We start from the raw sequence: 24,264 nt of genomic DNA on the forward strand, positions 1-24,264 counted from the left end.
TATGACAACAAAAATAGAAAGACGAATTAAGATCAAATATAGAGTACGCAACAAAATTTCAGGTACTACTGAATGCCCGCGTATGAGTGTATTTAGAAGTAACAAGCAAATCTATGTTCAGATTATCGATGACTTGTCCGGTAAGACATTGGCTGCCGCTTCTTCGTTGGGTATGACTGAAAAAATGCCTAAGAAGGAACAAGCTGCTAAAGTAGGTGAACTGATTGCGAAAAAAGCTCAGGAAGCAGGTATTACTACTGTTGTTTTCGACCGTAATGGTTACTTGTATCATGGGAGAGTAAAAGAGGTGGCTGATGCTGCCCGTAACGGTGGACTTAAATTTTAATCATTATGGCAGGACTTAATAATAGAGTTAAGATTACAAACGATATAGAGCTGAAAGACAGATTGGTTGCTATTAATCGTGTAACCAAAGTAACCAAAGGTGGTAGAACTTTTAGTTTCTCTGCTATTGTGGTAGTAGGAAACGAAGAAGGCATCATCGGTTGGGGCCTTGGTAAAGCTGGTGAAGTAACCGCTGCTATTGCCAAAGGTGTTGAATCTGCAAAGAAAAACCTGACAAGAGTGCCTGTACTGAAAGGTACAGTTCCTCACGAACAGTCTGCAAAGTTCGGTGGCGCTGAAGTATTTATTAAACCGGCTTCTCACGGTACTGGTGTTGTTGCTGGCGGTGCAATGCGTGCCGTATTGGAAAGTGTTGGTGTAACAGACGTTTTGGCTAAGTCAAAAGGTTCTTCCAACCCGCACAACTTGGTAAAGGCTACTATCTTGGCATTGAGTGAAATGCGCGATGCTCGTATGGTTGCCCAGAACAGAGGAGTTAGTATGGAAAAAGTATTTAGAGGATAAGGAGGAAGAATATGTCGACTATAAAGATTAAACAAGTTAAAAGTAGAATTGGTGCTCCTGCTGATCAGAAGAGAACTCTCGATGCACTGGGACTTCATAAGTTGAATCGTGTGGTTGAACACGAATGCACTCCTTCAATTCTTGGAATGGTGGATAAGGTTAAACACTTGGTTACCATTGTTAAGTAATTATTTGTTGAATATAAAACGAATTACAATATGAACTTAAGTAATTTAAAACCTGCAGAGGGATCTACTAAAACAAGAAAGAGAATTGGACGTGGTCCGGGTTCTGGCTTGGGAGGTACTTCTACTAGAGGTCATAAAGGAGCTAAATCAAGATCTGGATACTCTAAGAAAATCGGTTTTGAAGGTGGTCAGATGCCTCTTCAACGTCGTGTACCTAAGTTTGGCTTTAAAAATATCAATCGTGTAGAGTATAAGGCTATCAACTTGGATACAATTCAGAAATTGGCTGAAGCAAAGAACTTGCAGACTGTAGGTATCAGTGACTTCATTGCTGCTGGTTTCATTTCTGCAAGCCAGTTGGTAAAAGTATTAGGTAACGGAACTTTGACTGCTAAGTTGGATGTACAAGCACATGCATTTTCTAAGACTGCTGTTGCTGCCATCGAAGCTGCTGGTGGACAAGTAGTAAAACTCTAATTCAATGAGAAAAGCTATTGAAACATTAAAGAATATATGGAAAATTGAGGATCTGAGACAACGGATCCTCATTACCATATTGTTTGTGGCAATCTACCGTTTTGGTTCGTATGTCGTTTTGCCGGGTATCAATCCGTCAATGCTGACACAATTGCATCAACAGACAAGCGAAGGTCTTTTAGCCTTGTTAAATATGTTTTCCGGAGGAGCATTTTCCAATGCCTCTATTTTTGCATTGGGTATCATGCCGTACATCTCTGCCTCCATTGTGATTCAGTTGCTGGGTATTGCGGTTCCGTATTTCCAGAAATTGCAGCGCGAAGGTGAGAGTGGTAGAAGAAAAATGAATCAATATACTCGTTATCTGACGATTCTTATTCTTTTGGTTCAGGCTCCTTCTTATTTGCTCAATCTTAAGATGCAGGCTGGTCCTTCTTTAAATGCTTCATTAGATTGGACTCTGTTTATGTTTACTTCTACCATTATTTTAGCGGCTGGAAGTATGTTTATTTTGTGGCTTGGTGAGAGAATTACGGATAAGGGTATCGGTAATGGTATTTCGCTGATTATCATGATTGGTATCATCGCCCGTCTGCCACAGTCCTTATTCCAGGAATTGATTTCCCGTATGACGGACAAGACTGGTGGTCTGGTAATGTTCTTGATTGAGCTTGTTGTTCTGCTGGTTGTTATTGCATTCGCTATTCTTTTGGTGCAGGGAACTAGAAAGATTCCTGTACAATATGCGAAGAAGATCGTGGGTAACAAGCAATATGGCGGTGCTAGACAGTATATTCCTTTGAAGGTGAATGCTGCTAACGTGATGCCTATCATTTTTGCTCAGGCTATCATGTTTATTCCTATCACTCTTGTTGGGTTCTCAAATGTAAATGATGCAAGTGGTTTCGTACGTGCATTGACTGATCATACAAGCTTTTGGTATAATTTGATTTTTGCAGTGTTGATTATATTGTTTACGTATTTCTATACTGCAATTACTATTAACCCGACTCAGATGGCTGAAGATATGAAGAGAAACAATGGTTTTATTCCGGGTATCAAGCCAGGAAAGCAAACTGCTGAGTATATTGACGTGATTATGTCGCGTATTACTTTGCCTGGTTCTTTCTTCTTGGCCTTGGTTGCCATTATGCCTGCGTTTGCCGGTATATTCGGTGTGAAAGCTGAGTTTGCTCAATTCTTTGGCGGTACATCTTTGTTAATCCTTGTGGGTGTGGTGCTTGATACTCTCCAGCAGGTAGAAAGTCATTTGTTGATGAGACACTATGACGGTTTGCTGAAATCCGGACGTATTAAAGGCCGCAGTGGTAATGTAGCTGCATATTAATCTTTTTTGAAGAATGATATTTCTTAAAACAGAAGATGAAATAGAGCTGCTCCGCAAGAGTAATTTGCTTGTTGGAAAGACGTTGGCTGAGATAGCTAAGGTTATAAAGCCCGGAGTGACAACAAAAGAGCTGGATAGGGTGGCGGAAGAGTTCATCAGAGACAATGGTGCTGTTCCAACCTTTAAAGGTTTTCCTAATCAATATGGCGATCCGTTTCCAGCTTCTATTTGCACATCTGTAAATGACCAGGTGGTACATGGTATTCCGGGAGATGATGTGGTACTGAAAGATGGTGATATCGTGTCTGTTGATTGTGGTACTTACATGAATGGCTTTTGTGGCGACTCAGCCTATACGTTTTGTGTAGGTGAAGTTGACGAAGAAGTCCGCAAATTACTGAAGGTTACTAAAGAAGCATTGTACATAGGGATACAGAATGCCGTTCACGGCAAGCGGTTGGGTGATATCGGTTATGCGATACAGCAGCACTGCGAATCTAATTCTTATGGTGTGGTGCGTGAGTTTGTGGGTCACGGAATAGGCAAGGAAATGCATGAAGATCCTCAGGTTCCCAATTACGGAAAGCGTGGTTATGGGACAATGCTGAAGAAAGGCTTGTGCATTGCCATTGAACCGATGATAACTTTAGGTAACCGACAAATACTCATGGAGCGTGATGGCTGGACGGTGAGGACAAAAGACCGCAAGTGTGCAGCTCATTTTGAACATACGATAGCAGTCGGCACTGGTGAAGCTGATATATTGTCATCATTCGAGTTCATTGAAGAAGTATTAGGAGATAAAGCAATTTAAGAAATTAATATGGCAAAGCAATCTGCAATAGAACAAGATGGAGTTATAGTTGAAGCATTGTCTAATGCAATGTTTCGTGTTGAATTAGAAAACGGACATGAGATTACTGCACATATTTCCGGTAAGATGCGGATGCATTACATCAAAATCCTGCCAGGGGATAAAGTAAGAGTCGAAATGTCTCCTTACGATTTATCGAAAGGAAGAATTGTATTTAGATATAAATAAAATTAAGATATGAAAGTAAGAGCATCCTTAAAGAAACGTACGCCAGAGTGTAAGATCGTTAGACGTAATGGCCGTTTGTATGTTATTAACAAGAAAAATCCTAAGTATAAACAACGTCAAGGATAATATTATTATTTTTGCAAAAAAAATAATTTAGTATATGGCTATAAGAATAGTTGGTGTCGATTTGCCTCAAAACAAGAGAGGTGAAGTTGCGTTGACCTATGTATATGGTATAGGTCGTAGTAGTTCAGCAAAAATTTTGGATAAAGCAGGTGTTGACAGAGACCTGAAAGTAAAAGACTGGACGGATGATCAGGCTGCCAAGATTCGTGAGATCATTGGTGCAGAGTATAAGGTTGAAGGTGATCTTCGTTCTGAAGTTCAATTGAACATTAAGCGTTTAATGGATATCGGTTGCTATCGTGGTGTTCGTCATCGTATTGGTCTTCCAGTAAGAGGTCAGAGCACAAAGAACAATGCCCGTACTCGTAAGGGTAGAAAGAAAACCGTTGCTAATAAGAAAAAAGCTACTAAATAATAATTGTTGATATGGCAAAAAAAACAGTTGCAGCAAAAAAGAGAAATGTGAAGGTTGATGCTAATGGACAGTTGCATGTTCATTCATCTTTTAACAACATTATTGTTTCTCTGGCAAATAGCGAAGGTCAGATCATTTCTTGGTCTTCTGCCGGAAAGATGGGTTTTAGAGGTTCAAAGAAGAACACTCCCTACGCAGCACAGATGGCTGCTCAAGATTGTGCTAAGATAGCATACGATCTTGGCTTGAGAAAGGTAAAAGCATATGTGAAGGGCCCGGGTAACGGACGTGAGTCTGCTATTAGAACTATCCACGGTGCAGGTATCGAGGTTACTGAAATCATTGACGTAACTCCGCTTCCGCACAACGGTTGTCGTCCTCCGAAAAGACGTAGAGTTTAAAATTTACCTTTAATAGAAGTGAGACTTGATTTTGTTATTGGATTGTAAACTTTCTCTCTGCAATCGCGGCTGCAACAAACCCAAGTTCATGAATAAACAATTAAATATTTAAAAGAAATGGCTAGATATACTGGACCAAAATCAAGAATAGCCCGTAAATTCGGTGAAGGTATCTTTGGAGCAGATAAAGTATTGTCAAAGAAGAACTATCCTCCCGGACAGCACGGTAATTCCAGAAAGAGAAAGACTTCTGAATACGGTGTTCAACTTCGTGAGAAACAGAAAGCCAAATATACTTATGGCGTTTTGGAAAAACAATTCCGCAACTTGTTTGAGAAGGCTGAGACTGCTAAAGGTATTACTGGTGAAATCCTTCTCCAATTGTTGGAGGGTCGCCTTGACAATATCGTATTCCGTTTGGGTATTGCTCCTACTCGCGCAGCTGCTCGTCAGTTGGTGAGCCACAAGCACATTACTGTAGACGGTGAGGTTGTGAATATTCCTTCTTATGCAGTGAAACCGGGTCAGGTGATCGGTGTTCGTGAAAGATCCAAATCATTGGAAGTTATCGCTAATTCACTGGCTGGCTTTAACCATAGCAAATATCCTTGGTTGGAATGGGATGATAACTCTAAGGTAGGCAAATTGCTGCATGTACCTGAAAGAGCAGACATTCCTGAAAACATTAAAGAGCATTTGATCGTAGAATTGTATTCTAAATAATAATTAATTTCATGGCGATATTAGCATTTCAAAAACCTGATAAAGTATTAATGTTGGAAGCGGACTCTAGATTCGGAAAATTCGAATTTCGTCCGTTGGAGCCCGGTTTCGGTATTACCGTGGGTAATGCACTGCGCCGCATCCTGCTTTCTTCATTGGAAGGTTTTGCTATCACTACTATCAAGATAGACGGTGTTGAGCATGAATTTTCCAGTGTTCCGGGGGCAAAAGAGGATGTTACTAACATTATCTTGAATCTGAAACAAGTGAGATTCAAGCAAGTAGTTGAAGAATTCGAGAGTGAGAAAGTAAGTATTACAGTCGAGAATTCAAGTGAATTTAAAGCAGGTGACATAGGTAAGTATTTGACTGGATTTGAAGTGTTAAATCCTGAATTAGTTATTTGTCATTTAGATTCAAAGTCGACTATGCAGATAGATATTACGATCAACAAAGGTCGTGGTTATGTTCCTGCTGACGAAAACCGCGAATATTGCACCGATGTGAACGTAATTCCTATCGATTCTATTTATACTCCGATACGTAATGTGAAGTATCAGGTAGAGAACTTCCGTGTAGAGCAGAAGACCGACTACGAGAAACTGGTACTTGAGATTACTACCGACGGTTCCATTCATCCGAAAGAAGCCCTGAAAGAAGCTGCAAAGATTCTGATTTATCACTTCATGCTTTTCTCTGACGAGAAGATCACGCTGGAAACAAATGATGTTGACGGCAATGAAGAGTTTGATGAAGAAGTATTGCACATGCGTCAGTTGCTGAAGACCAAGCTCGTTGATATGGATCTCTCTGTACGTGCCCTCAACTGTCTGAAGGCTGCAGATGTAGAGACTCTTGGTGACTTGGTACAATTCAACAAGACGGATTTGCTGAAATTCAGAAACTTCGGAAAGAAATCGCTTACCGAGCTTGATGATTTGCTGGAAAGTCTGAATCTGTCGTTTGGAACTGATATTTCTAAATATAAATTAGATAAAGAATAAAAAATGAGACATAATAAGAAATTCAACCATTTGGGTCGTACTGCCTCTCATAGAAACGCTATGTTGGCTAATATGGCGTGTTCTTTGATTAAGCACAAAAGAATCACTACGACCGTTGCAAAGGCTAAAGCTTTGAAGAAGTTTGTTGAGCCTTTGATTACAAAGGCTAAAGACGATACGACTAATTCCCGTCGTGTTGTATTTAGCAATTTGCAAGACAAGTATGCTGTAACTGAATTGTTTAAAGAAATCTCTGTGAAGATTGCTGATCGTCCGGGTGGTTACACTCGTATTATCAAGACTGGTAACCGTTTGGGTGACAATGCTGAAATGTGCTTCATTGAACTCGTTGACTACAACGAAAACATGGCTAAGGAAAAGGTTGCCAAGAAGGCTACTCGTACCCGCCGTTCAAAGAAAGCTGCTGCTACTGAAGCTACTCCTGCTGCAGAAACTGCTGCACCAGTTGCAGAAGCTCCTGCTGCTGAGGAAGCTAAAGCTGAATAATTCAACTATTCTTTTTATATATAGAAGCCGTTCCAATTTGTTTGGAGCGGCTTTTTATTTCCTATAAATCATCCAAGAAACATTAAAAGATGTGTGCATTAAACAAATTCCTGAAAGAAACTGTTATATTTGCACATAGATATGGCTAAATTCTTAAGATTCATAGGATTCATGGTGCTTGCATTGGCTTTATGGCAGACTGTAAGCGATACATTTGCCAATAAAGCGGCGAGTGGTGGGAATGTTGTGAGTGAGAATACTATTGCCGTACATGAGCAGACTGATGCCTATATTGCGATGCCTCAATTGCCTTATCTGCCGGATGCAGAGCTGGCGGGCATGGGTGGACAATTACATTCGCTGACGTACTCCCGTATACAGCGCATTTCTACCACGGAATATATATTTTCTTTAAAGGACTGGATTGACAAACTGGCCCAGCGAGCGGCTGTTTTGTCTCTGCATCGTGAGAAACTCTATGATGCCACTGCCTATTATCGTTGCCAGCCGGTGTGCGAATATTACATTTTCACACTAAGGCGTATTCTCATTTAGTGTTTTATTGAATCTTCCTTTTTCCCTTGTGTATGGTCAGACTATGTGTTTTTGCAGGGAAATACTGTATTTTCTATTTCTAATAAATTCATTAAAACATATTATAATTATGGCAACTCAAACTATTGACGCAACTCTTTTTGCGTCTTCACATCCCGATATTGTAAAGCGTACCAGTGTTTCAGGACTTATCTTTTCAGTAGCTATGCTGCTGGTCGGTGTTTTTATTTTTGCATCCATTTTTGAGATGAGTGATAAATCTTCCACTCTCAGCATGGCTTTGATGGTGCTGGGTACGGCATTCGTCTTGCTTGGCGTGTTCCGTCTGTTTTGGAAATCGAAGGAAGTGGTCTATTTGCCGACGGGCAGTGTGACCAAGGAACGCAGTGTTTTCTTCGATTTGAAATATTTGGGCAAACTTACAGATATGATTGAGAATGAACAGCTGAATGGCGAGACTGAAATAAAAAGTAGCGGCAGTGGAAATGTGCGCATGGATGTCATGATTTCGCAGGACAATAAATTTGCGGCTGTACAGTTGTATCAGTTTGTGCCTTACACGTATACTCCGGTAACTTCCGTACGCTACTATACGGGTAGCGATGCGGTTGCAGTATCTACTTTCCTGGAGAAATGTAAAACAGCATAATCAGTCAAAGAGTTAGACTTGACTTTAACTGTGGTGGGGATTAGTCGGCAACGGCAATCCCCATTTTTTTCATCAGGAAGCAGGCGTTCATATTCTGGGCGATGCCTGGGCGCAAGCGGTAGGAGAAGGTCAGTTCATTGTCTGTAATGTCTGCTTCGAAGCGATAGTTGCGGATGTCATCGGGGAAGAGGTCGATGAGTGTTCCCAGCAGCAGGTCGTGGGTGGCAATGATGCCATTGGCCTGCAAAGTCATGAATTGCTTGATAAGGGAAAAGGAGCCTTTCTGCTTGTCCATGGAGTTGGTACCTTTCAGAATTTCGTCGAGGATGATGAAAAGCTCCTCACCAGCCTGCAGCTTGTCTATGATGAGTTTCAGACGTTTGAGTTCGGCAAAGAAGTAGGACTCGTTGTCGTTCAGTGAATCCGAGGTACGCAGGCTAGTGATGAGCCGGGCCGGGCATATTTCCATTTGGCGGGCACAGACGGGGGCGCCGATGCAGGCAAGGAGGTAATTGATGCCCACCGTACGCAGATAGGTGCTTTTCCCTGCCATGTTGGCGCCGGTGACGATGATGAAAAACGGTCGTTTCACCATGTCGATGTCATTGCGGACACAGCGGTCACGGTTCATCAGCGGATGGCCTAGGGCTTCGGCACGGAGACGGAAGGAGGAAGGGGCATTGATGGGTGCTTCCGTTTCAGAATTGCTTTCTTCTTCTTTATTTAGGTTTCCTTTTCCCTTTCTTTCCGCTTGAACTATCTTTGGGTAAATATAGTCCGGATGATTATAGGCAAATGTTGCCAGTGAGTTGAGCGCATCCATTTGTCCGATGGCATCGAGCCACCCGGGCAGTTCAGCGGCATATTGCTCTTTCCAGGCTTCAATGCGCATGATTTGACGCAGTTCCCAGAAGAAGAGGCCGTTCAGAATGACGTACATAAAGACATTGTTGCGTTGGTCGAGTTCATCCATGAGCTTGTTCAGCCTGCTGATGGAGTGGGAGGCTTTCCGTTTTTCTCCGCCAATCTGTTGTCTTATCTCTTTGAGCAGGGTGGCTTGTGCAGGCTGCTTTTCCATGAGGTGGAGCAGGGCGGCGTAGGTGGAGAGAATTTGCAGTTTTTTGCCATAGATGGCCTGCATCTTGGTGACTTTGCCAGTGAAGCCGAAGCCGGCGATGACGAAGCAGGTCCAGATGATGCCGTAGATACTTGCGGACAGAATTCCTGCCATGACGAGTGCGAGGCAGATGAGGTTGGCTCCCGTCACCAGTACCGGCAGGAGGCGCAGTAATTTCTGGCTCCGGAAGATGCTTGGACTTTCCGCCCATTGGCACAGTTCTGTTTCATCGGCGGCTTTTCCTTTGTACAGCAGGCCGAGGATACGGAAGCGCTGACGGAATTTCAGTTCCGGAGCCAGTTCACTGACGGCTTCTTGTCGGCGGATGATTTCTTCCTTTCTCTCGAGATGTTTCCCCAGCCAGTGGGCGAGGCGGTGTTTCCCGGGCTGTGTGCAGGTACGGTTGATGTACTGGAAAAGGGAATGCGGACCGAAAACATCCAAATCATAGGTGTAGAGATGGGTGGGGTCTATGTATGCTTCGCCGTCATCGAAAGAAGACGTATCGTAATCCAGAGCGGCGAGTTCCTGCTCGTTGATTTCCATCTTCTTTTCCAGATAGTCCTTGCGATGGAACAGCCGGTTGTGGTATTTCATTAAAAATAGGAACGGCAGTAGGGTGATGAGGGCAATGCAGGCCAGTATACCCCAGCTCTCGCTCCAGAAATAGATAATTCCTACTACTCCTGCCACAAACAGCAGCAGGCGCAGGCTGCCGATGCGGTAAATCTTCTGTTGTACTTTATTCAGTTCTTGTCTTGCCTCTTCTGCCGTGTTGCGGTAGACGGCGCTGATTTTATCTATCGTATTTATTTGCTCCATACATGTTAAGTTTAAGGCAAAGATATACATTTCCAATTGTTTTTTCCGCGATTTTTTGTCTACTTCCGATAAAAAATGTACCTTTCGCTCACTAAAACAAAGTTTCAGAAAAGAGGAGGTTGGGATATGAAGAAGAGTTGGTTGTCAGGCGTTCTGATGTTGCTGGCGGTTTTGCCGGCGGCGGCGCAACAGGTGATGTATTCCAATCTGAAAGAGTTGGTGGAGAACCGTGGCGATACGGTTACCACACTGAAGATTGAGAAGCGTACAAAGAACCAGATTTACCTCATGGGCGGTGCCGATTATCGTATTACGGTAGACGACAATCCCGGTCTTTGCCGTTATTTGAAGTCCCGTTGTTATGCTGTACGGGTAGATACCTCGCTTTATGTCAATTGCCGTAAGATGCGCTATAAGCGTTATCGCTTCGGGCAGTGGTATGCACCTGCCATGTGGCTCGGCGGCAAGGTTTACTTCTGTGCACAGCCTGTGGGACAAGCAGCCACCAGTACCATGACTCCCGATGATGCCACACGATTGGGCGGTGAAGTGGGAGACGCCATCAATGCTTCGGGACTGGTGCATGCCCGCGTCTATTACGAACTGAATCCCGAAACCGGAAAGTCCGAGTTCGTGGGGCGTGAGCGAATGATGCAACTGCTTGCCGGATACCCGACACTGCACGCCGAATTCGAGAAAGAAACAAGCGAGTCGGCAGAGGTCATCGGCAAGTATCTGCGTGCACTCCGTCCATTAATCACTAACCATTAATCATTAATAAGATGATATTATTGCAAGACGTGCCCGATGGGTACGAATACTGCTTTGCGGGTAACGGAAAGTGCCCCAAAGCCTCTTCCTGCCTGCGGGCGATAGCGGCACAACTGTTGTCCGAGAGTGAAGCCCCCCAGCCACAGTCCGTTCGTGCGGTGAATCCTTTTTATGTCAGCAGCTTGTCCGGGTCCTCCACTTGTGCCCGTTACCGCTCCAGCGAGCAGCTGCACTATGCCCGCGGTATGACGCATCTTTTCGACGAAGTACCCACCAAGCTGCTTTTCACCGTGCGCCATCGCGTGATGGGATGCTTCTCTTGCGAACGCTATTACTATCATTGCCGCAAGGGCGAGCGCCCTATCTCTCCCGAAGAACAGCAGCGGATAGCCCGGGTATTCAAAGCGGTAGGCATAGGCACCAAGCCTAAGTTCGACCACTACGAGTATGCGGTAGCTTGGTGACCGGCTGCAAAGTCACTGCACACCTTTTGCAGCGTCACTGCAAACCCGTTGCAGTCGCGCTGCAAAGCAGTTGCAGTATCACTGCAAATAGGTATGCAGTGATGCTGCAAACGGTATGCAGTGGCACTGCAAAATGCATGCACTCACTTTGCAGTGAGAAGTCGCTGTTGTTCACGTTGTTACAGTATGAATACAATGAGGCCTTATCTCCCTCTTTTCGGCCTGCTGTTTACAGATTGCAGAAGAAGGATACGAATACCGGTACACTCATATCAATTAATATTCCGTGGAATATAGCGATAGGAATCACGTCCTTTCCGGAATATTGGGTGATGGAGGGTAGAAGTACATCCATCGAATTGACCCCTGCCGCCGATATAGGTGCCAGTTTGCCGAAATATTTCCGGATGAGCGGTGCACCCAGCAAAGCCATCATTTCACGGAAGATATTGGCAAGCAGGGCGATGGTGCCCAGCTCCGTGGCGAGTTGCAGGCCTATGGAAGGTTCCTTGAATTGCGTAATCAGAATGGAGGAAAGCGAATAATAAGCAAATCCGCTACCCACCGCCATGCAGTCGAACACACTCCATTGGCTCAACAGCAGACTGGCGAAGGCGGAGAACAACAGCGTTCCCACAATGGTGGCCATCGGCACCAAAAGCATTTTGGGCCGCAGGCTCTTGACCAGCTCCTTCAGTTTCTTGTTGCTCCCGATGCCGATGCCCACCTGGAACATCAATGCATAGAGCACATACATGGATAAGTCGTGCAGGTCGAACTGAAAATCATTGGCTACTCCCATCAGGCAGCCGGCACAGAAAAATGCAACAACCGTCAAACTTCCCTTCATCTCTTCTCTCCTTTCTTGAAAAATAGGTGAAACACCATCAGTGAGGCCAGCATGCTGCCTGTAATGCTCAGTGAGGCCAGTACGGCGGCCTGCCACCCGAATCTTCCCAGATTGTCAACAATCAGACGGTTGGAGCCGATGGATACACCGAGTACAAAGAGCAGCAGTAAGATGGTGAGCGAGGCGCTTTTCTCCACTTTTTGCAACATTTGTACGTTACGCATCAGGTATCCGATACCGATTCCTATAAACATGATAGATATAATTGTAAACATAAGTTTTCTTCTTCTTTTTGGTGAATACATAGGTTAGTCCGGTTTTTCCGAATGGAAACCCCATACACGGCATTTCTCCCTCCTTTTCTCGGTAAGGGAAGTGCAAAATAGTAAAATGTAAATTGCAGGGTAGTTAAATGAATCCGCTGAACCAATGTACGTGCACTATGAAATGGCCGCATAAGGTCTTGTTGCCCCATGCAGCATTGCGCGTATTGTATGTTGTAGTTAAGGACTGGTTCATATCGTTTTTTGAATTTCGGCGCAAAGGTAATGCTAGCTTGAATAATTTCCAAATAAATATTCATAATTTGTTTTGTGAAAAGACTCTTCAATATATGGAAGCTCCCGTAAAAACATTATTTTTGCAGAAACATAGAGGAAATACAAGAGTTCCTTTGTTTAGAAATATAGTTTTAAAAAGAAAAGAGACATGAAAAGATTGAGAGATTTAACTGCTGTTCTTGGCATGGTTGCTTTGACTGCTTGCAACAATGCCTCCATTGAAGGCTCTTGGGTGGAGCCGGTTCCGGGAATGTCCGGTATGCAACAAGGTTTCGTTCTTGATGGGGACGGAAGCGCCTCTTCCATTAACATGGCCACCTTGAAATATGAGGCATGGAAAAAAGTAGGAAACCGGTTGTTACTTTCAGGTACCAGCATCGGCAATCACCAGAATATTTCTTTTACGGATACGCTGACAATAGAAAAACTGACGCAGGACAGTCTGACTCTTAAAAGAGGAGAGCTACTCTTGAGGTATGCCAAAACCAACGAAGACTGAATAAAGAAAAAAATGCTTTGATTTTGGTTATTTAGTCTCGGGGCTGGGTTTCAAGAAGTCGTTCCGGCTCATTCTTCTCAGATGCTTCTTTTTGCTTCCGTCATCAATGACGAGGGTCAGCGAATCGCTCCATTGTTGGAGAGAAGATAGAGAAGAGATATCGCATGATACGGTACGGAAGTGATGGCTTGTTTTTGTCCATCCGTCGGGAATGCGCGGATTGTAGCAAAGTTGCAGTCTGAGCGTGTCCGGTTCCTGCTTGGTTGCGTCGTATACCAGATTCACTTCTCCGTTGTGGATTTCGCCGTTTATGTGGTTGAAGGTGGAGAATCCGGCCTGTAAATCCACATAGCCGTAAGAGGCATAATCTATAGACAATGATTGGGGAATAGTACAATTTTCATTGCCGGTGATGTGTCCGGCATCCGCTTCCTCCTGGGTGAGGGGATGAACTGTTTCGTATGCCTCTATTGTATAGACCTGCGCATTGTCGATATATTTCATGCCATTGGTAGAGGTGGTCCAGTCGTCTTCTGTGTAATAAAAGTTGAAGTAACCCCGTTCCTTGCCGGCAAGTTCCTTGCTGTGCGAAACAACCAGACCGGCATAGTGTCTCTGGTAGCAGTAGAAACCGTTTTCTGCATCTCCCACGATGGTGGCCACGTTGGCAAATCCTCTGGAGCCGTCGTCCTTCATAAGGTCTGTGCAACTAGCACAGCTAAGCATGCCGATTGTCAGGATGATACTTGATAGTAAGTTTTTCATAGTTATATTCTTTTGGCTTTTAATGATTTTATCTCGTCTTTTTTTGGAAGAGTTTCACAAATATAGAGATTATTTTGATAAAATGTAGTGTGTGGAGGCAAAAACATCTGAAATGTTTGCAGGTTCTGGGATAATCTCTGATAAAAGCGTTGTAACAAACAGCGGGGGGCGGGCGAAGTGTTTTGGTCGGTTTCTGACTAAAAGATAAATAATCCTGGCATTCCATTGCGAATATCGGGATTTATTTCTATATTGCGGCAAATATAGCCTTCGTGGGCTGACACTTTGTAAATCCTTAATCTTTATAGGACATGGAGATAACCTTAAGTAAAACACTGCCTTCCTATCCTTCCTTTGTCGAGGGCATCCGGCGGGCACCCGACCGTGGCTACACCCTTACCCCTGCGCAGACGGCTACGGCATTGAAGAACGCTTTGCGCTACATCCCCAAAGAGCTGCACGAAACCCTCGCTCCGGAGTTCATGGAAGAACTGCGTACACGTGGACGTATCTATGGCTACCGCTACCGCCCGCAGGGCGACCTCAAAGCGAAACCCATCGACGAATACAAGGGGAACTGCATTGAAGGCAAGGCATTCCAGGTGATGATTGACAATAATCTTTGTTTCGACATCGCCCTTTATCCGTATGAATTAGTTACCTATGGTGAGACGGGACAGGTCTGCCAGAACTGGATGCAATACCGGCTCATCAAGCAGTACCTCGAAGTGTTGACGCGCGAACAGACACTGGTCATCGAAAGCGGACATCCGTTGGGGCTTTTCAAGTCCAAGCCCGAGGCGCCCCGTGTCATCATTACCAATGCGCTGATGGTGGGGCTCTATGATAATCAGAAGGACTGGCACACCGCTATGCAGATGGGCGTTGCCAACTACGGCCAGATGACTGCCGGCGGCTGGATGTACATCGGTCCGCAGGGCATCGTGCACGGCACGTTCAACACGTTGCTGAATGCAGGCCGTCTGAAACTGGGCATTCCGCAGGACGGCGATTTACGCGGACGCTTGTTTGTTTCTTCCGGTCTGGGAGGCATGAGCGGTGCGCAGCCCAAAGCTGCCGAGATGGCAGGGGCGGCGGCAATCATTGCCGAGGTGGATGCTTCCCGCATCGAAACCCGCCATACCCAGGGCTGGGTGGGACACGTTACGGATTCTCTGGAAGAAGCCTTCTCGCTGGCTCGACAAGCTATGGACGAGTGTCACCCGGTTTCTGTGGCCTATCACGGCAATGTCGTCGATTTGCTGGAATATGCGGTGCAGAAGCAGTTGTACATAGATTTACTTTCCGACCAGACTTCCTGCCATGCCACCTATGAGGGCGGTTACTGTCCCGCCGGACTGACGTTTGAGCAGCGTACCCATATGCTGCACGAGAATCCGTCGAAGTTCCGGTGTCTGGTGGATGCTTCCTTGGAGCGTCATTTCAAGGCTATAAAAAGGCTGGTGGAACACGGCACGTACTTCTTCGATTATGGGAACTCCTTCATGAAAGCCGTCTACGATGCCGGCGTGAGCGAAATTGCTCGGGACGGAGATGATAAGAACGGCTTCATCTTTCCCAGCTATGTGGAAGACATAATGGGACCGGAACTGTTTGATTATGGTTATGGTCCGTTCCGCTGGGTGTGCCTCAGTGGAAAACATGAAGACTTGGTGAAGACCGACCGTGCGGCGATGGAATGTATCGACCCTACACGTCGCGGGCAAGATTTGGATAACTATAATTGGATTCGTGATGCGGAGAAAAACAACTTGGTGGTAGGCACGCAGGCTCGTATTCTTTATCAGGATGCCGTGGGACGTATGAATATAGCTTTGCGCTTCAATGAAATGGTGCGTAAGGGAGAGGTCGGCCCCATTATGTTGGGACGCGACCATCACGATGTCAGCGGTACAGACTCTCCATTCCGTGAAACATCCAATATCAAGGACGGCAGTAATGTCATGGCAGATATGGCGGTGCAGTGTTTTGCTGGAAACTGTGCGCGTGGCATGAGCTTGGTGGCCTTGCACAATGGAGGTGGCGTAGGTGTCGGAAAAGCCATCAACGGCGGTTTCGGCATGGTGTGCGACGGCAGTGAGCGGGTAGACGAAATCCTGCGTTCCGCTATGTTGTGGGATGTGATGGGTGGTGTGGCCCGCCGTTCGTGGGCACGCAATCCGCATGCCATGGAGACGAGCGAGGAGTTTAACCGTACGCATGCAGACGGCTATTATATCACGATGCCGTATGTGGCTGATGAGAAGTTGGTGCAGAAAGTGGTGAAGGAGTAAGTAAAGTGATGATTTCATTTTTTAGACGCGGATAACGCGGATTTTTTCTTTCAAAAGAATCCCGACGTCTCTGTATTCCGATAAAAAGAATCCACGTCATCTGCGTCTGAAAAATCAGAGTATATATATTTTTTTTAAAGAGCATTATGAATAAGATTATGGAATGCGTCCCCAATTTCAGCGAAGGGCGCGATTTGCAGAAGATAGATAAGATAGTAGCTCCTTTTCGGGGCAAACAAGGTGTGAAACTGTTGGATTACAGTAACGATGAAGACCACAACCGCCTTGTGGTGACCGTAGTGGGCGAGCCGGAACCGCTTCGTGATGCTGTGCTCGAAGCTATCGGCGTGGCGGTAGAGCTGATAGACCTCAATCACCATCAGGGACAGCATCCTCGTATGGGTGCTGTAGATGTAGTACCTTTTATCCCCATCCGGAATGTGACGATGGAAGAAGCCGTTGCCCTCTCCAAAGAAGTGGGCAAGGAGGTTGCAAAACGTTACAGTCTTCCCGTCTTCTTATATGAAAAGTCTGCTTCTGCCCCTCATCGGGAGAATTTGGCTGCTGTCCGTAAAGGGGAGTTCGAAGGTATGGCCGAGAAGATAAAGCAACCGGAATGGCATCCCGACTTCGGACTGGCCGAACGTCATCCCACCGCAGGCACAGTGGCTATCGGTGCCCGCATGCCTTTGGTGGCTTATAACATCAACCTCAATACCCCCAGTCTGGAGATAGCCCATGACATCGCTAAGAAAATCCGTTTCATCGGCGGAGGACTGCGTTATTGCAAGGCAATGGGAGTGGAGTTGAAGGACCGCGGCATCACGCAGGTATCCATCAACATGACGGACTATACCCGCACCGCCCTCTACCGTGCTTTCGAACTGGTGCGTGTGGAAGCCCGCCGCTACGGCGTCAGTATTGTGGGCAGTGAGATTATCGGTCTGGTGCCGATGGAGGCCTTGATAGATACAGCGTCCTACTATCTGGGATTGGAGAACTTCTCCATGGAGCAAGTCTTAGAAGCACGAATGTAACCGAATTAAATAGTACTAACTTAATTCCCCTCCCTACGGGGGAGGGGTTAGGAGAGAGGCTTTATGACAGAAAACCTTATTATATTCAATACCCGTGTAGTGACCCCCCTCGGCTTTTCTGCCCGTTGCGGCAAGGAGATGGAGCAACTGAGCATCATCGACAATGCTACGGTGGAAGTGACCGACGGTGTCATCACCTACGTCGGTCCCAACCGTGGAGAGGAGCGTGACGGCTATTATCAGCACTACTGGCATTACAATGCCCGCGGCAAGTGTCTGCTACCCGGCTTTGTGGACTCACACACACATTTTGTGTTTGGTGGCGAGCGTGCCGAGGAGTTCTCCTGGCGTTTGAAGGGAGAGAGTTACATGTCCATCATGGAACGTGGAGGAGGCATCGTGAGTACGGTGAAAGTTACCCGTGCATGTAATTTCATCCAGCTGCGCAGCAAGGCGGAGGGCTTTCTGAAGCAGATGAGTGCTATGGGAGTGACTACCGTAGAGGGAAAGAGCGGCTACGGTCTGGACAAGGAAACCGAGCTCCTGCAGCTTCGGGTGATGCGTAGCCTTAATAATGACGAGCACAAGCGTGTAGACGTTGTCTCCACTTTTCTCGGTGCACATGCTGTGCCTGCAGAATACAACGGACAGACGGACGAGTACGTGGACTACATTATCCGCGAAGTGATGCCCGTAGTGGTTCATAATAATTTGGCAGAGTTCTGCGATGTCTTCTGTGAGCAGGGCGTTTTCTCCATCGAGCAGTCCCGTCGCCTTTTGCTGGCAGCCAAGGAAATGGGACTTGTCTTGAAACTCCATGCCGACGAGATTGTACCATTAGGGGGTGCCGGACTGGCTGCTGAACTTTCTGCCGTCTCTGCCGACCATCTGCTGCATGCTTCGGATGCGGACATCCGCGCCATGGCCGACAAGGGAGTTGTGGCGACCCTTCTTCCGCTGACAGCCTTTGCTTTGAAGGAACCCTATGCTCGTGGGCGCGAAATGATTGATGCTGGTTGTGCCGTGGCCCTTGCCACCGACCTCAATCCGGGCAGTTGTTTCTCCGGTTCCATCCCCCTGACATTTGCCTTGGCGTGCATTTATATGAAAATGAGTATTGAAGAGGCCATCACTGCTCTGACCTTGAACGGTGCGGCCGCTCTGAACCGTGCGGACAGCATTGGTAGTATCGAGGTGGGCAAGAAAGGAGACTTCGTAGTGCTCAATACGGATAATTATCACTTTTTACCTTATTATGTAGGTATGAATTGTGTCAATACCACCATAAAGGGGGGAGTGCTTTATCCTGTACTTTAAGAAGTGCTGATATCCCCTCTTAATCCTTAATCTTTAATATTTAATATCATGTTAGTTGATTTGACAGTAAAGGAATTTTTGAATAAAGTGGCGGGTAGCGATCCCGTCCCCGGTGGCGGTAGTATTGCCGCTTTGAACGGTGCTATTGCTTCTGCTCTTGCCGCTATGGTTGCTAACCTCACCATCGGTAAGAAAGGTTATGAACTTCACGAAGAGCTGATGCGCCATATCTCCGGAGTTGCCTTGCAGCAAAAGGGGGCTTTTGTAGAAGATATAGACCGCGACTCTGAAGCCTACGACAAGGTGTTTGCCTGCTTCAAGATGCCGAAAGCTACGGATGAGGAAAAGGCGGCGCGCAGTACTGCCATCCAGGCGGCTACCAAGTTTGCCGCCCTTGTTCCCATGCAGGTGGCACGCAATGCGTATGAGCTGATGACGGTTATCATGGATGTAGCTCGCCTGGGCAACCGCAATGCCGTTACGGATGCTTGTGTGGCCATGATGTCTGCCCGTTCGGCTGTGCTGGGCGCACTGATGAATGTACGCATCAACCTGGGTTCGCTGAAGGACAAGGAGTTTGTGTCCAAGCTCCAAAGTGAAGCCGACGAATTGGAACACTTGGCTTGTGCGAAAGAAAAGGAATTGTTGGACGAAATCAATCAAGAGCTGAAAGTATGAACAATGTCTATTATGTAGGTTCCGGTGAGTTGACCTTCGACCTCATCGAACGTATCATCAATGAAAATCTGAAACTGGAGCTGGCTCCGGAAGCCAAGCTGCGGATACAGAAGTGCCGCGATTATCTGGACAAGAAGATTGCGGAGTCGGAAGAACCCTTGTATGGCATTACCACCGGTTTCGGCTCGTTGTGCAGTAAGAGCATTTCGTCGGACGAGCTGGGCACCTTGCAGGAAAATCTCATCAAGAGCCATGCTTGCAGTGTGGGCGAGGAGATACGCCCGGTCATCATCAAACTGATGATGTTGCTCAAGGCGCATGCTCTCTCTTTGGGGCATAGCGGTGTGCAGGTCATCACCGTGCAGCGCATCCTCGATTTCTTCAATAACGACGTGATGCCTATCGTTTATGACCGTGGCTCACTGGGCGCCTCCGGCGACCTGGCTCCTCTGGCCAACCTCTTCCTGCCGCTTATCGGTGTGGGCGATGTCTATTATAAAGGAAAGAAGCGCGAGGCTATCAGTGTGCTCGACGAGTTCGGTTGGGAACCGGTGAAGCTGATGAGTAAAGAGGGATTGGCATTACTCAACGGCACCCAGTTTATGAGTGCCAACGGTGTCTTTGCTCTTCTCAAAGCCTTCCGTCTCTCCAAGAAAGCCGACTTGATTGCCGCCCTCTCCCTGGAAGCTTTCGACGGGCGTATAGATCCGTTTATGGACTGTATCCAGCAGATTCGTCCACACAAGGGCCAGATAGAAACGGGTGCCAACTTCCGCAAACTATTGGAAGGCAGCGAGCTGATAGCCCGTCCCAAGCAGCATGTACAAGACCCTTATTCGTTCCGTTGCATCCCTCAGGTGCATGGGGCCACGAAAGACGCCATCCGTTACGTGGCTTCCGTCCTGCTGACGGAAATCAATTCTGTGACGGACAATCCCACCATCTTCCCCGATGAGGACCGTATCATCTCGGGCGGTAACTTCCACGGCCAGCCGCTTGCCATTTCCTACGACTTTCTCGGCATTGCCCTGGCAGAGCTGGGCAATATATCCGAGCGGCGCATCGCCCAGCTTATCATGGGGCTGCGTGGACTTCCGGAATTCCTTGTGGCCAATCCCGGTCTGAACTCCGGTTTCATGATTCCGCAATATGCTGCCGCGTCTATGGTAAGCCAGAATAAGATGTACTGCTATGCCGCCAGCAGCGACTCCATCGTTTCCTCCAACGGGCAGGAAGACCATGTCAGCATGGGTGCCAATGCAGCTACTAAGCTTTATCGCATTATGGACAATCTGGAGCATATCCTTGCCATCGAACTGATGAATGCCGCTCAAGGCATCGACTTCCGCCGTCCGGCAAAGACTTCTCCCGTTCTGGAGCGTTTCCTGCACGAATATCGCAAGGAAGTCCCTTTTGTGAAGGAAGACATCGTGATGTATAAGGAAATCCATAAGACAGTCGCTTTCCTCAACCGGACAAAGTTTGATTATTAGGAACTTCCCAATAAATCTGCCAGAAACATAATAATTATTAATCTGTTAACAATAAGAAAGGAAACTTAATTGGCGAATTGAGTTTTCTTTCTATATTTGTCCCGTTTTATTCCGATAATGAATAAAAATAGTTTTAGTTTAGAAAGGGAAGAAAAATGGGCGAACACACGAAGCATTCAACATCACGGGTGGAACTGAGGGAACGTATCATTCTGGCCGCCGTAGAATTATTTACAACAAATGGAATAAAAAGTATCACGATGGATGAGATTGCCGCATCTTTGGGTATCTCTAAGCGCACTCTCTACGAAGTTTTTCCGGACAAGGAAACCTTGTTGGAAGAATGTATCCTGAAGTCCCAGAAGGATGGTGATATTTTTGTGAAAGGAGTAATAGAGACTTCCAGTAACGTATTGGAAGTTTTGTTGAGATGTTATCAGTGGAGCATAGAGCGTTTTCATGCCACGAACAAGAAGTTTTTTGAGGATATCAAGAAATATCCCAAGGCTTATCAGCTGATGAAGAACAATCGGAACCGGAGCTCGGAAGATACAGTGAACTTCTTCAAAGAGGGCGTGAAGCAAGGCATTTTTCGTGATGATGTGAATTTCGCCATTATCAATCTGCTCGTGCGCGACCAGCTCGATTTGCTGATGAATTCGGACATCTGCAATGAGTATTCTTTCCTTGAAGTGTACGAATCTATCATGTTCACTTTCTTGCGCGGTATCTCTACGGAGAAGGGTGCCCGTGTCCTGGAGGACTTTATCTGCGAATATCGCAAGAATCAGGTAAAGCCGGATGAAACGAAGGAGTAGTTTTAATAAATAATCTATTTTTGATTTATGAAGATGCAGAGATTTTGGGTAGGAAGAGCACTACTGTTGGCAGTTGCTGTGCTGTATGCCGGCGGCTATGTGCGCGCACAAGAGGCAAAGGATACCCTGACCCTGACCCTTGACCGTGCCTTGGAGATTGCTTTAAGCGACAATCCTACCATAAAGGTGGCGGAGGAAGAAATTGCTTTGAAGAAAGTGACTCACAAGGAGACCTGGCAGAACTTGCTTCCGCAGGCAAGCATTGACGGTACGTGGAATCATACCATCAGTGCGGCACAGATGAATCTTGGCGGACAGTCGTTCAAGATGGGTATGGACAATTCGAATACGGTAAGCGGGGTGCTGAATATCAGTTTGCCCATATTCGCCCCTAGCGTATATAAGGCCATGTCGATGACGAAGACAGACATTGAACTGGCTGTGGAAAAGTCACGGGCTTCTAAGCTGGACTTGGTGAACCAGGTAACTAAGGGTTACTATCAGCTGATGCTGACGCAAGACTCCTACGATGTGTTGCAGAAGAGCTATAAGCTGGCGGAAGACAACTACAACATTGTCAATGCCAAGTATCAGCAGGGTGCCGTCAGTGAGTTCGATAAAATCAGTGCCGAGGTGCAGATGCGCAGCATTAAGCCGAATGTGATTTCGGCGGGTAATGCCGTGACGTTGTCCAAGTTGCAGTTGAAGGTACTGATGGGGGTAACGGCCGATGTGGATATAGAGATTGCCGACAATCTCGGCAACTATGAGACGGAGCTGTTTGCCAATGAACTGAATCAGCCCGCTGCCAATCTGAACAATAATACGACGATGAAGCAGTTGGACTTGAACCGGAAGATGCTCAATCAGAACATCAAGTCACTCCGTGCCAACTTCATGCCTACTTTGGGTATGAACTATTCTTACCAGTACCAGTCACTCTACAACGAGGATTGGAACATCCTCGATTATAATTGGAGCGGAAGTTCCGCACTGATGTTTACGCTGAGTATTCCTTTGTATAAGGCAAGCAATTTCACCAAGCTCAAGTCCAACCGTATTCAGATACGTCAGTTGGAGCAGAACCGTCTGGACACAGAGCGAAAGCTGAACATGCAGATTACCAGCTACCAGAACAACATGGCTGCCAGTTCCGAGCAGGTTGTCAGCAACCGCGAGAATGTGATGCAGGCACAGAAAGCTGTGCAGATTGCCGGTAAACGCTATGAGGTAGGCAAAGGTACGGTGTTGGAACTGAACACATCACAAGTGCAGCTTACGGAGGCTGAACTGACTTACAATCAGTCCATCTATGATTATCTGGTAGCGAAGGCTGACCTTGACCAAGTGCTGGGAAAGGATTATATTGCAGAGAACGAAGAATGAAGAACTAAGAATGAAGAATAGAAATAAGAACAACGATATGAAAAAAGGTTTTCAATGGATGGCCCTGCTGGTTGTTGCCATGTTGGGGGCATGTAGCGGAGGTAGTGATAAAGCTGCTGCTGAGAAGGTGGACGAGAAGCCGAGGGTGAAACTGGCCGAGGTGTCGTCCCGTCCCGTGGAACAGATTCAGGAATACACCGCTACGGTGGAAGCCGAAGTAAAAAACAATATTGCTCCCTCTTCTCCGGTGCGTATAGACCGCATCTTTGTGGAGGTGGGCGACCGCGTGTCGAAAGGCCAGAAGCTGGTCAGCATGGATGCTGCCAATCTGAAGCAGATAAAATATCAGTTGGACAACCAGCAGATAGAGTTCAAGCGTATTGACGAGTTGTATAAGGTAGGCGGTGCCTCCAAGTCGGAGTGGGATACCGCCAAGATGAATCTCGACATCCGTGAGACTTCCTATAAGAATCTCTTGGAGAACACCTCGTTGCTCAGTCCCATTAACGGGGTGGTGACGGCACGCAATTACGATAACGGAGATATGTATAGCGGTGGAGAACCGGTACTGGTAGTGGAGCAAATCACTCCGGTAAAACTATACATCAACGTATCCGAAGGCTACTTTACCAAAGTGAAGAAGGGCGCTCCCGTATCCGTGAAAGTAGATGTCTATGGTGACGAGGAGTTCGAAGGCAAAATCAGCCTTGTTTATCCTACCATCGACCCGGCTACCCGTACTTTCCCGGTAGAGATACAGCTTGTCAACCGTGATCAGCGCGTACGTCCGGGAATGTTTGCCCGCGCCACGCTGAACTTCGGAACACAGGACCACGTGGTTGTTCCCGACCTGGCCATTGTGAAGCGTGCCGGTTCAGGCGACCGCTATGTCTATGTCTACAAGGACGGCAAGGTGTCTTATAATAAGGTAGAGCTTGGCCGTCGTATGGATACGGAGTATGAGTTGATTTCCGGTGTAGACAATAACTCTCAAGTTGTTATTGCTGGGCAGTCTAAATTAGCCGATGGTGTGGAAGTCGAGGTAGAAAAATAATATGGTAATGTGGTAATGTGATAATATGCTAATG

The 24,264-nt window shown here is 46.4% G+C and carries 30 protein-coding genes; 26 read left to right on the forward strand and 4 right to left on the reverse strand.

Features of this window, described 5'->3' with window-relative positions; translation table 11 throughout:
* The first annotated feature begins 1 nt into the window (after position 1).
* The 15 genes from rplR (at position 2) to NQ510_RS06455 (ending at position 8,305) form a co-directional block, all read left to right on the forward strand.
* Complete coding sequence (gene rplR / locus NQ510_RS06385; protein WP_005656518.1) at positions 2–346, forward strand: 50S ribosomal protein L18; 345 nt, start codon at positions 2–4, stop codon at positions 344–346.
* A 5-nt stretch (positions 347–351) separates the two neighbouring features.
* Positions 352–870, forward strand: coding sequence for a 30S ribosomal protein S5 (gene rpsE, locus NQ510_RS06390; RefSeq protein WP_005825693.1), 519 nt, complete (start codon positions 352–354; stop codon positions 868–870).
* A gap of 11 nt (positions 871–881) precedes the next feature.
* Entirely contained in the window at positions 882–1,058 is a 177-nt protein-coding gene (gene rpmD, locus NQ510_RS06395; protein WP_004291222.1) for a 50S ribosomal protein L30, read from the forward strand.
* Between the two features lie 30 nt (positions 1,059–1,088).
* Positions 1,089–1,535, forward strand: coding sequence for a 50S ribosomal protein L15 (rplO, locus tag NQ510_RS06400; protein WP_005825692.1), 447 nt, complete (start codon positions 1,089–1,091; stop codon positions 1,533–1,535).
* A gap of 4 nt (positions 1,536–1,539) precedes the next feature.
* A complete protein-coding gene (gene secY, locus NQ510_RS06405; RefSeq protein WP_005825690.1) occupies positions 1,540–2,883 on the forward strand; it encodes a preprotein translocase subunit SecY in 1,344 nt (447 codons plus the stop codon).
* A 13-nt stretch (positions 2,884–2,896) separates the two neighbouring features.
* Positions 2,897–3,697: a type I methionyl aminopeptidase gene (gene map / locus NQ510_RS06410; protein WP_005825687.1), complete on the forward strand. Its 801-nt coding sequence runs from the start codon at positions 2,897–2,899 to the stop codon at positions 3,695–3,697.
* Positions 3,698–3,706: 9 nt separating this feature from the next.
* On the forward strand, positions 3,707–3,925 hold the full coding sequence (gene infA, locus NQ510_RS06415) for a translation initiation factor IF-1 (protein ID WP_002558052.1): 219 nt from the start codon (positions 3,707–3,709) through the stop codon (positions 3,923–3,925).
* Between the two features lie 9 nt (positions 3,926–3,934).
* Positions 3,935–4,051: a type B 50S ribosomal protein L36 gene (gene ykgO, locus NQ510_RS06420; RefSeq protein ID WP_002558051.1), complete on the forward strand. Its 117-nt coding sequence runs from the start codon at positions 3,935–3,937 to the stop codon at positions 4,049–4,051.
* Positions 4,052–4,085: 34 nt separating this feature from the next.
* Complete coding sequence (gene rpsM, locus NQ510_RS06425) at positions 4,086–4,466, forward strand: 30S ribosomal protein S13 (protein ID WP_004291218.1); 381 nt, start codon at positions 4,086–4,088, stop codon at positions 4,464–4,466.
* 11 nt (positions 4,467–4,477) lie between these two features.
* Positions 4,478–4,867 carry a 30S ribosomal protein S11 gene (gene rpsK / locus NQ510_RS06430; RefSeq protein ID WP_002558049.1) on the forward strand — a complete coding sequence of 130 codons (390 nt, stop codon included), beginning with the start codon at positions 4,478–4,480 and terminating at the stop codon, positions 4,865–4,867.
* Positions 4,868–4,984: 117 nt separating this feature from the next.
* Entirely contained in the window at positions 4,985–5,590 is a 606-nt protein-coding gene (gene rpsD / locus NQ510_RS06435) for a 30S ribosomal protein S4 (protein ID WP_005825685.1), read from the forward strand.
* Positions 5,591–5,601: 11 nt separating this feature from the next.
* On the forward strand, positions 5,602–6,594 hold the full coding sequence (locus tag NQ510_RS06440; RefSeq protein ID WP_005825683.1) for a DNA-directed RNA polymerase subunit alpha: 993 nt from the start codon (positions 5,602–5,604) through the stop codon (positions 6,592–6,594).
* A 3-nt stretch (positions 6,595–6,597) separates the two neighbouring features.
* Entirely contained in the window at positions 6,598–7,101 is a 504-nt protein-coding gene (gene rplQ / locus NQ510_RS06445; RefSeq protein ID WP_005825680.1) for a 50S ribosomal protein L17, read from the forward strand.
* Between the two features lie 141 nt (positions 7,102–7,242).
* Positions 7,243–7,656, forward strand: coding sequence for a hypothetical protein (locus tag NQ510_RS06450; protein ID WP_005825677.1), 414 nt, complete (start codon positions 7,243–7,245; stop codon positions 7,654–7,656).
* Positions 7,657–7,765: 109 nt separating this feature from the next.
* Positions 7,766–8,305 (forward strand): hypothetical protein, encoded by a 540-nt coding sequence (locus NQ510_RS06455; protein ID WP_005833536.1) that lies wholly within the window; start codon positions 7,766–7,768, stop codon positions 8,303–8,305.
* A 40-nt stretch (positions 8,306–8,345) separates the two neighbouring features.
* On the opposite strand, the gene NQ510_RS06460 is transcribed toward NQ510_RS06455, so the two are convergent.
* Positions 8,346–10,244 (reverse strand): MutS family DNA mismatch repair protein, encoded by a 1,899-nt coding sequence (locus NQ510_RS06460; RefSeq protein ID WP_005825673.1) that lies wholly within the window; start codon positions 10,242–10,244, stop codon positions 8,346–8,348.
* Positions 10,245–10,370: 126 nt separating this feature from the next.
* Between NQ510_RS06460 and NQ510_RS06465 the strand changes: the two genes are divergently transcribed.
* Positions 10,371–11,015: a DUF6563 family protein gene (locus NQ510_RS06465; protein WP_034525464.1), complete on the forward strand. Its 645-nt coding sequence runs from the start codon at positions 10,371–10,373 to the stop codon at positions 11,013–11,015.
* An 11-nt stretch (positions 11,016–11,026) separates the two neighbouring features.
* Complete coding sequence (locus NQ510_RS06470) at positions 11,027–11,479, forward strand: DUF6078 family protein (protein WP_005825667.1); 453 nt, start codon at positions 11,027–11,029, stop codon at positions 11,477–11,479.
* Positions 11,480–11,708: 229 nt separating this feature from the next.
* Here the strand turns inward: NQ510_RS06470 and NQ510_RS06475 are convergent, their stop codons facing one another.
* Both NQ510_RS06475 and NQ510_RS06480 read right to left on the reverse strand, forming a co-directional pair.
* Positions 11,709–12,329 carry a lysine exporter LysO family protein gene (locus NQ510_RS06475; protein ID WP_005825665.1) on the reverse strand — a complete coding sequence of 207 codons (621 nt, stop codon included), beginning with the start codon at positions 12,327–12,329 and terminating at the stop codon, positions 11,709–11,711.
* Positions 12,326–12,604: a LysO family transporter gene (locus NQ510_RS06480; RefSeq protein WP_005825664.1), complete on the reverse strand. Its 279-nt coding sequence runs from the start codon at positions 12,602–12,604 to the stop codon at positions 12,326–12,328. Before NQ510_RS06480 ends, NQ510_RS06475 begins: the two co-directional genes overlap by 4 nt.
* A 433-nt stretch (positions 12,605–13,037) precedes the next feature.
* Here NQ510_RS06480 and NQ510_RS06485 point away from each other — a divergent pair, with 433 nt between their 5' ends.
* Positions 13,038–13,388, forward strand: coding sequence for a lipocalin-like domain-containing protein (locus NQ510_RS06485; protein ID WP_005825659.1), 351 nt, complete (start codon positions 13,038–13,040; stop codon positions 13,386–13,388).
* Positions 13,389–13,415: 27 nt separating this feature from the next.
* On the opposite strand, the gene NQ510_RS06490 is transcribed toward NQ510_RS06485, so the two are convergent.
* Positions 13,416–14,153, reverse strand: a complete 738-nt coding sequence (locus NQ510_RS06490) for a hypothetical protein (RefSeq protein WP_016271991.1) — start codon at positions 14,151–14,153, stop codon at positions 13,416–13,418.
* A 311-nt stretch (positions 14,154–14,464) separates the two neighbouring features.
* Between NQ510_RS06490 and NQ510_RS06495 the strand changes: the two genes are divergently transcribed.
* From NQ510_RS06495 to NQ510_RS06530, 8 genes are all read left to right on the forward strand, one after another.
* Complete coding sequence (locus NQ510_RS06495) at positions 14,465–16,447, forward strand: urocanate hydratase (protein ID WP_005825655.1); 1,983 nt, start codon at positions 14,465–14,467, stop codon at positions 16,445–16,447.
* Positions 16,448–16,593: 146 nt separating this feature from the next.
* Positions 16,594–17,484: a glutamate formimidoyltransferase gene (ftcD, locus tag NQ510_RS06500; RefSeq protein WP_005825654.1), complete on the forward strand. Its 891-nt coding sequence runs from the start codon at positions 16,594–16,596 to the stop codon at positions 17,482–17,484.
* Between the two features lie 63 nt (positions 17,485–17,547).
* Positions 17,548–18,801, forward strand: a complete 1,254-nt coding sequence (gene hutI / locus NQ510_RS06505) for an imidazolonepropionase (protein WP_016271987.1) — start codon at positions 17,548–17,550, stop codon at positions 18,799–18,801.
* Between the two features lie 48 nt (positions 18,802–18,849).
* On the forward strand, positions 18,850–19,479 hold the full coding sequence (locus NQ510_RS06510; protein ID WP_005825652.1) for a cyclodeaminase/cyclohydrolase family protein: 630 nt from the start codon (positions 18,850–18,852) through the stop codon (positions 19,477–19,479).
* A complete protein-coding gene (gene hutH / locus NQ510_RS06515) occupies positions 19,476–20,972 on the forward strand; it encodes a histidine ammonia-lyase (RefSeq protein ID WP_005825651.1) in 1,497 nt (498 codons plus the stop codon). Before NQ510_RS06510 ends, hutH begins: the two co-directional genes overlap by 4 nt.
* A gap of 155 nt (positions 20,973–21,127) precedes the next feature.
* Positions 21,128–21,790: a TetR/AcrR family transcriptional regulator gene (locus NQ510_RS06520; protein WP_005825647.1), complete on the forward strand. Its 663-nt coding sequence runs from the start codon at positions 21,128–21,130 to the stop codon at positions 21,788–21,790.
* A 27-nt stretch (positions 21,791–21,817) separates the two neighbouring features.
* The gene (locus NQ510_RS06525; protein ID WP_005825645.1) at positions 21,818–23,176 is read left to right on the forward strand and encodes a TolC family protein; all 1,359 of its coding nucleotides are present in this window, start codon (positions 21,818–21,820) and stop codon (positions 23,174–23,176) included.
* A 37-nt stretch (positions 23,177–23,213) separates the two neighbouring features.
* The gene (locus NQ510_RS06530; protein ID WP_005833504.1) at positions 23,214–24,230 is read left to right on the forward strand and encodes an efflux RND transporter periplasmic adaptor subunit; all 1,017 of its coding nucleotides are present in this window, start codon (positions 23,214–23,216) and stop codon (positions 24,228–24,230) included.
* The last annotated feature ends 34 nt before the right edge of the window (positions 24,231–24,264 follow it).

This window comes from Bacteroides uniformis, from assembly GCF_025147485.1.
GTDB classification, from domain to species: Bacteria; Bacteroidota; Bacteroidia; order Bacteroidales; family Bacteroidaceae; genus Bacteroides; species Bacteroides uniformis.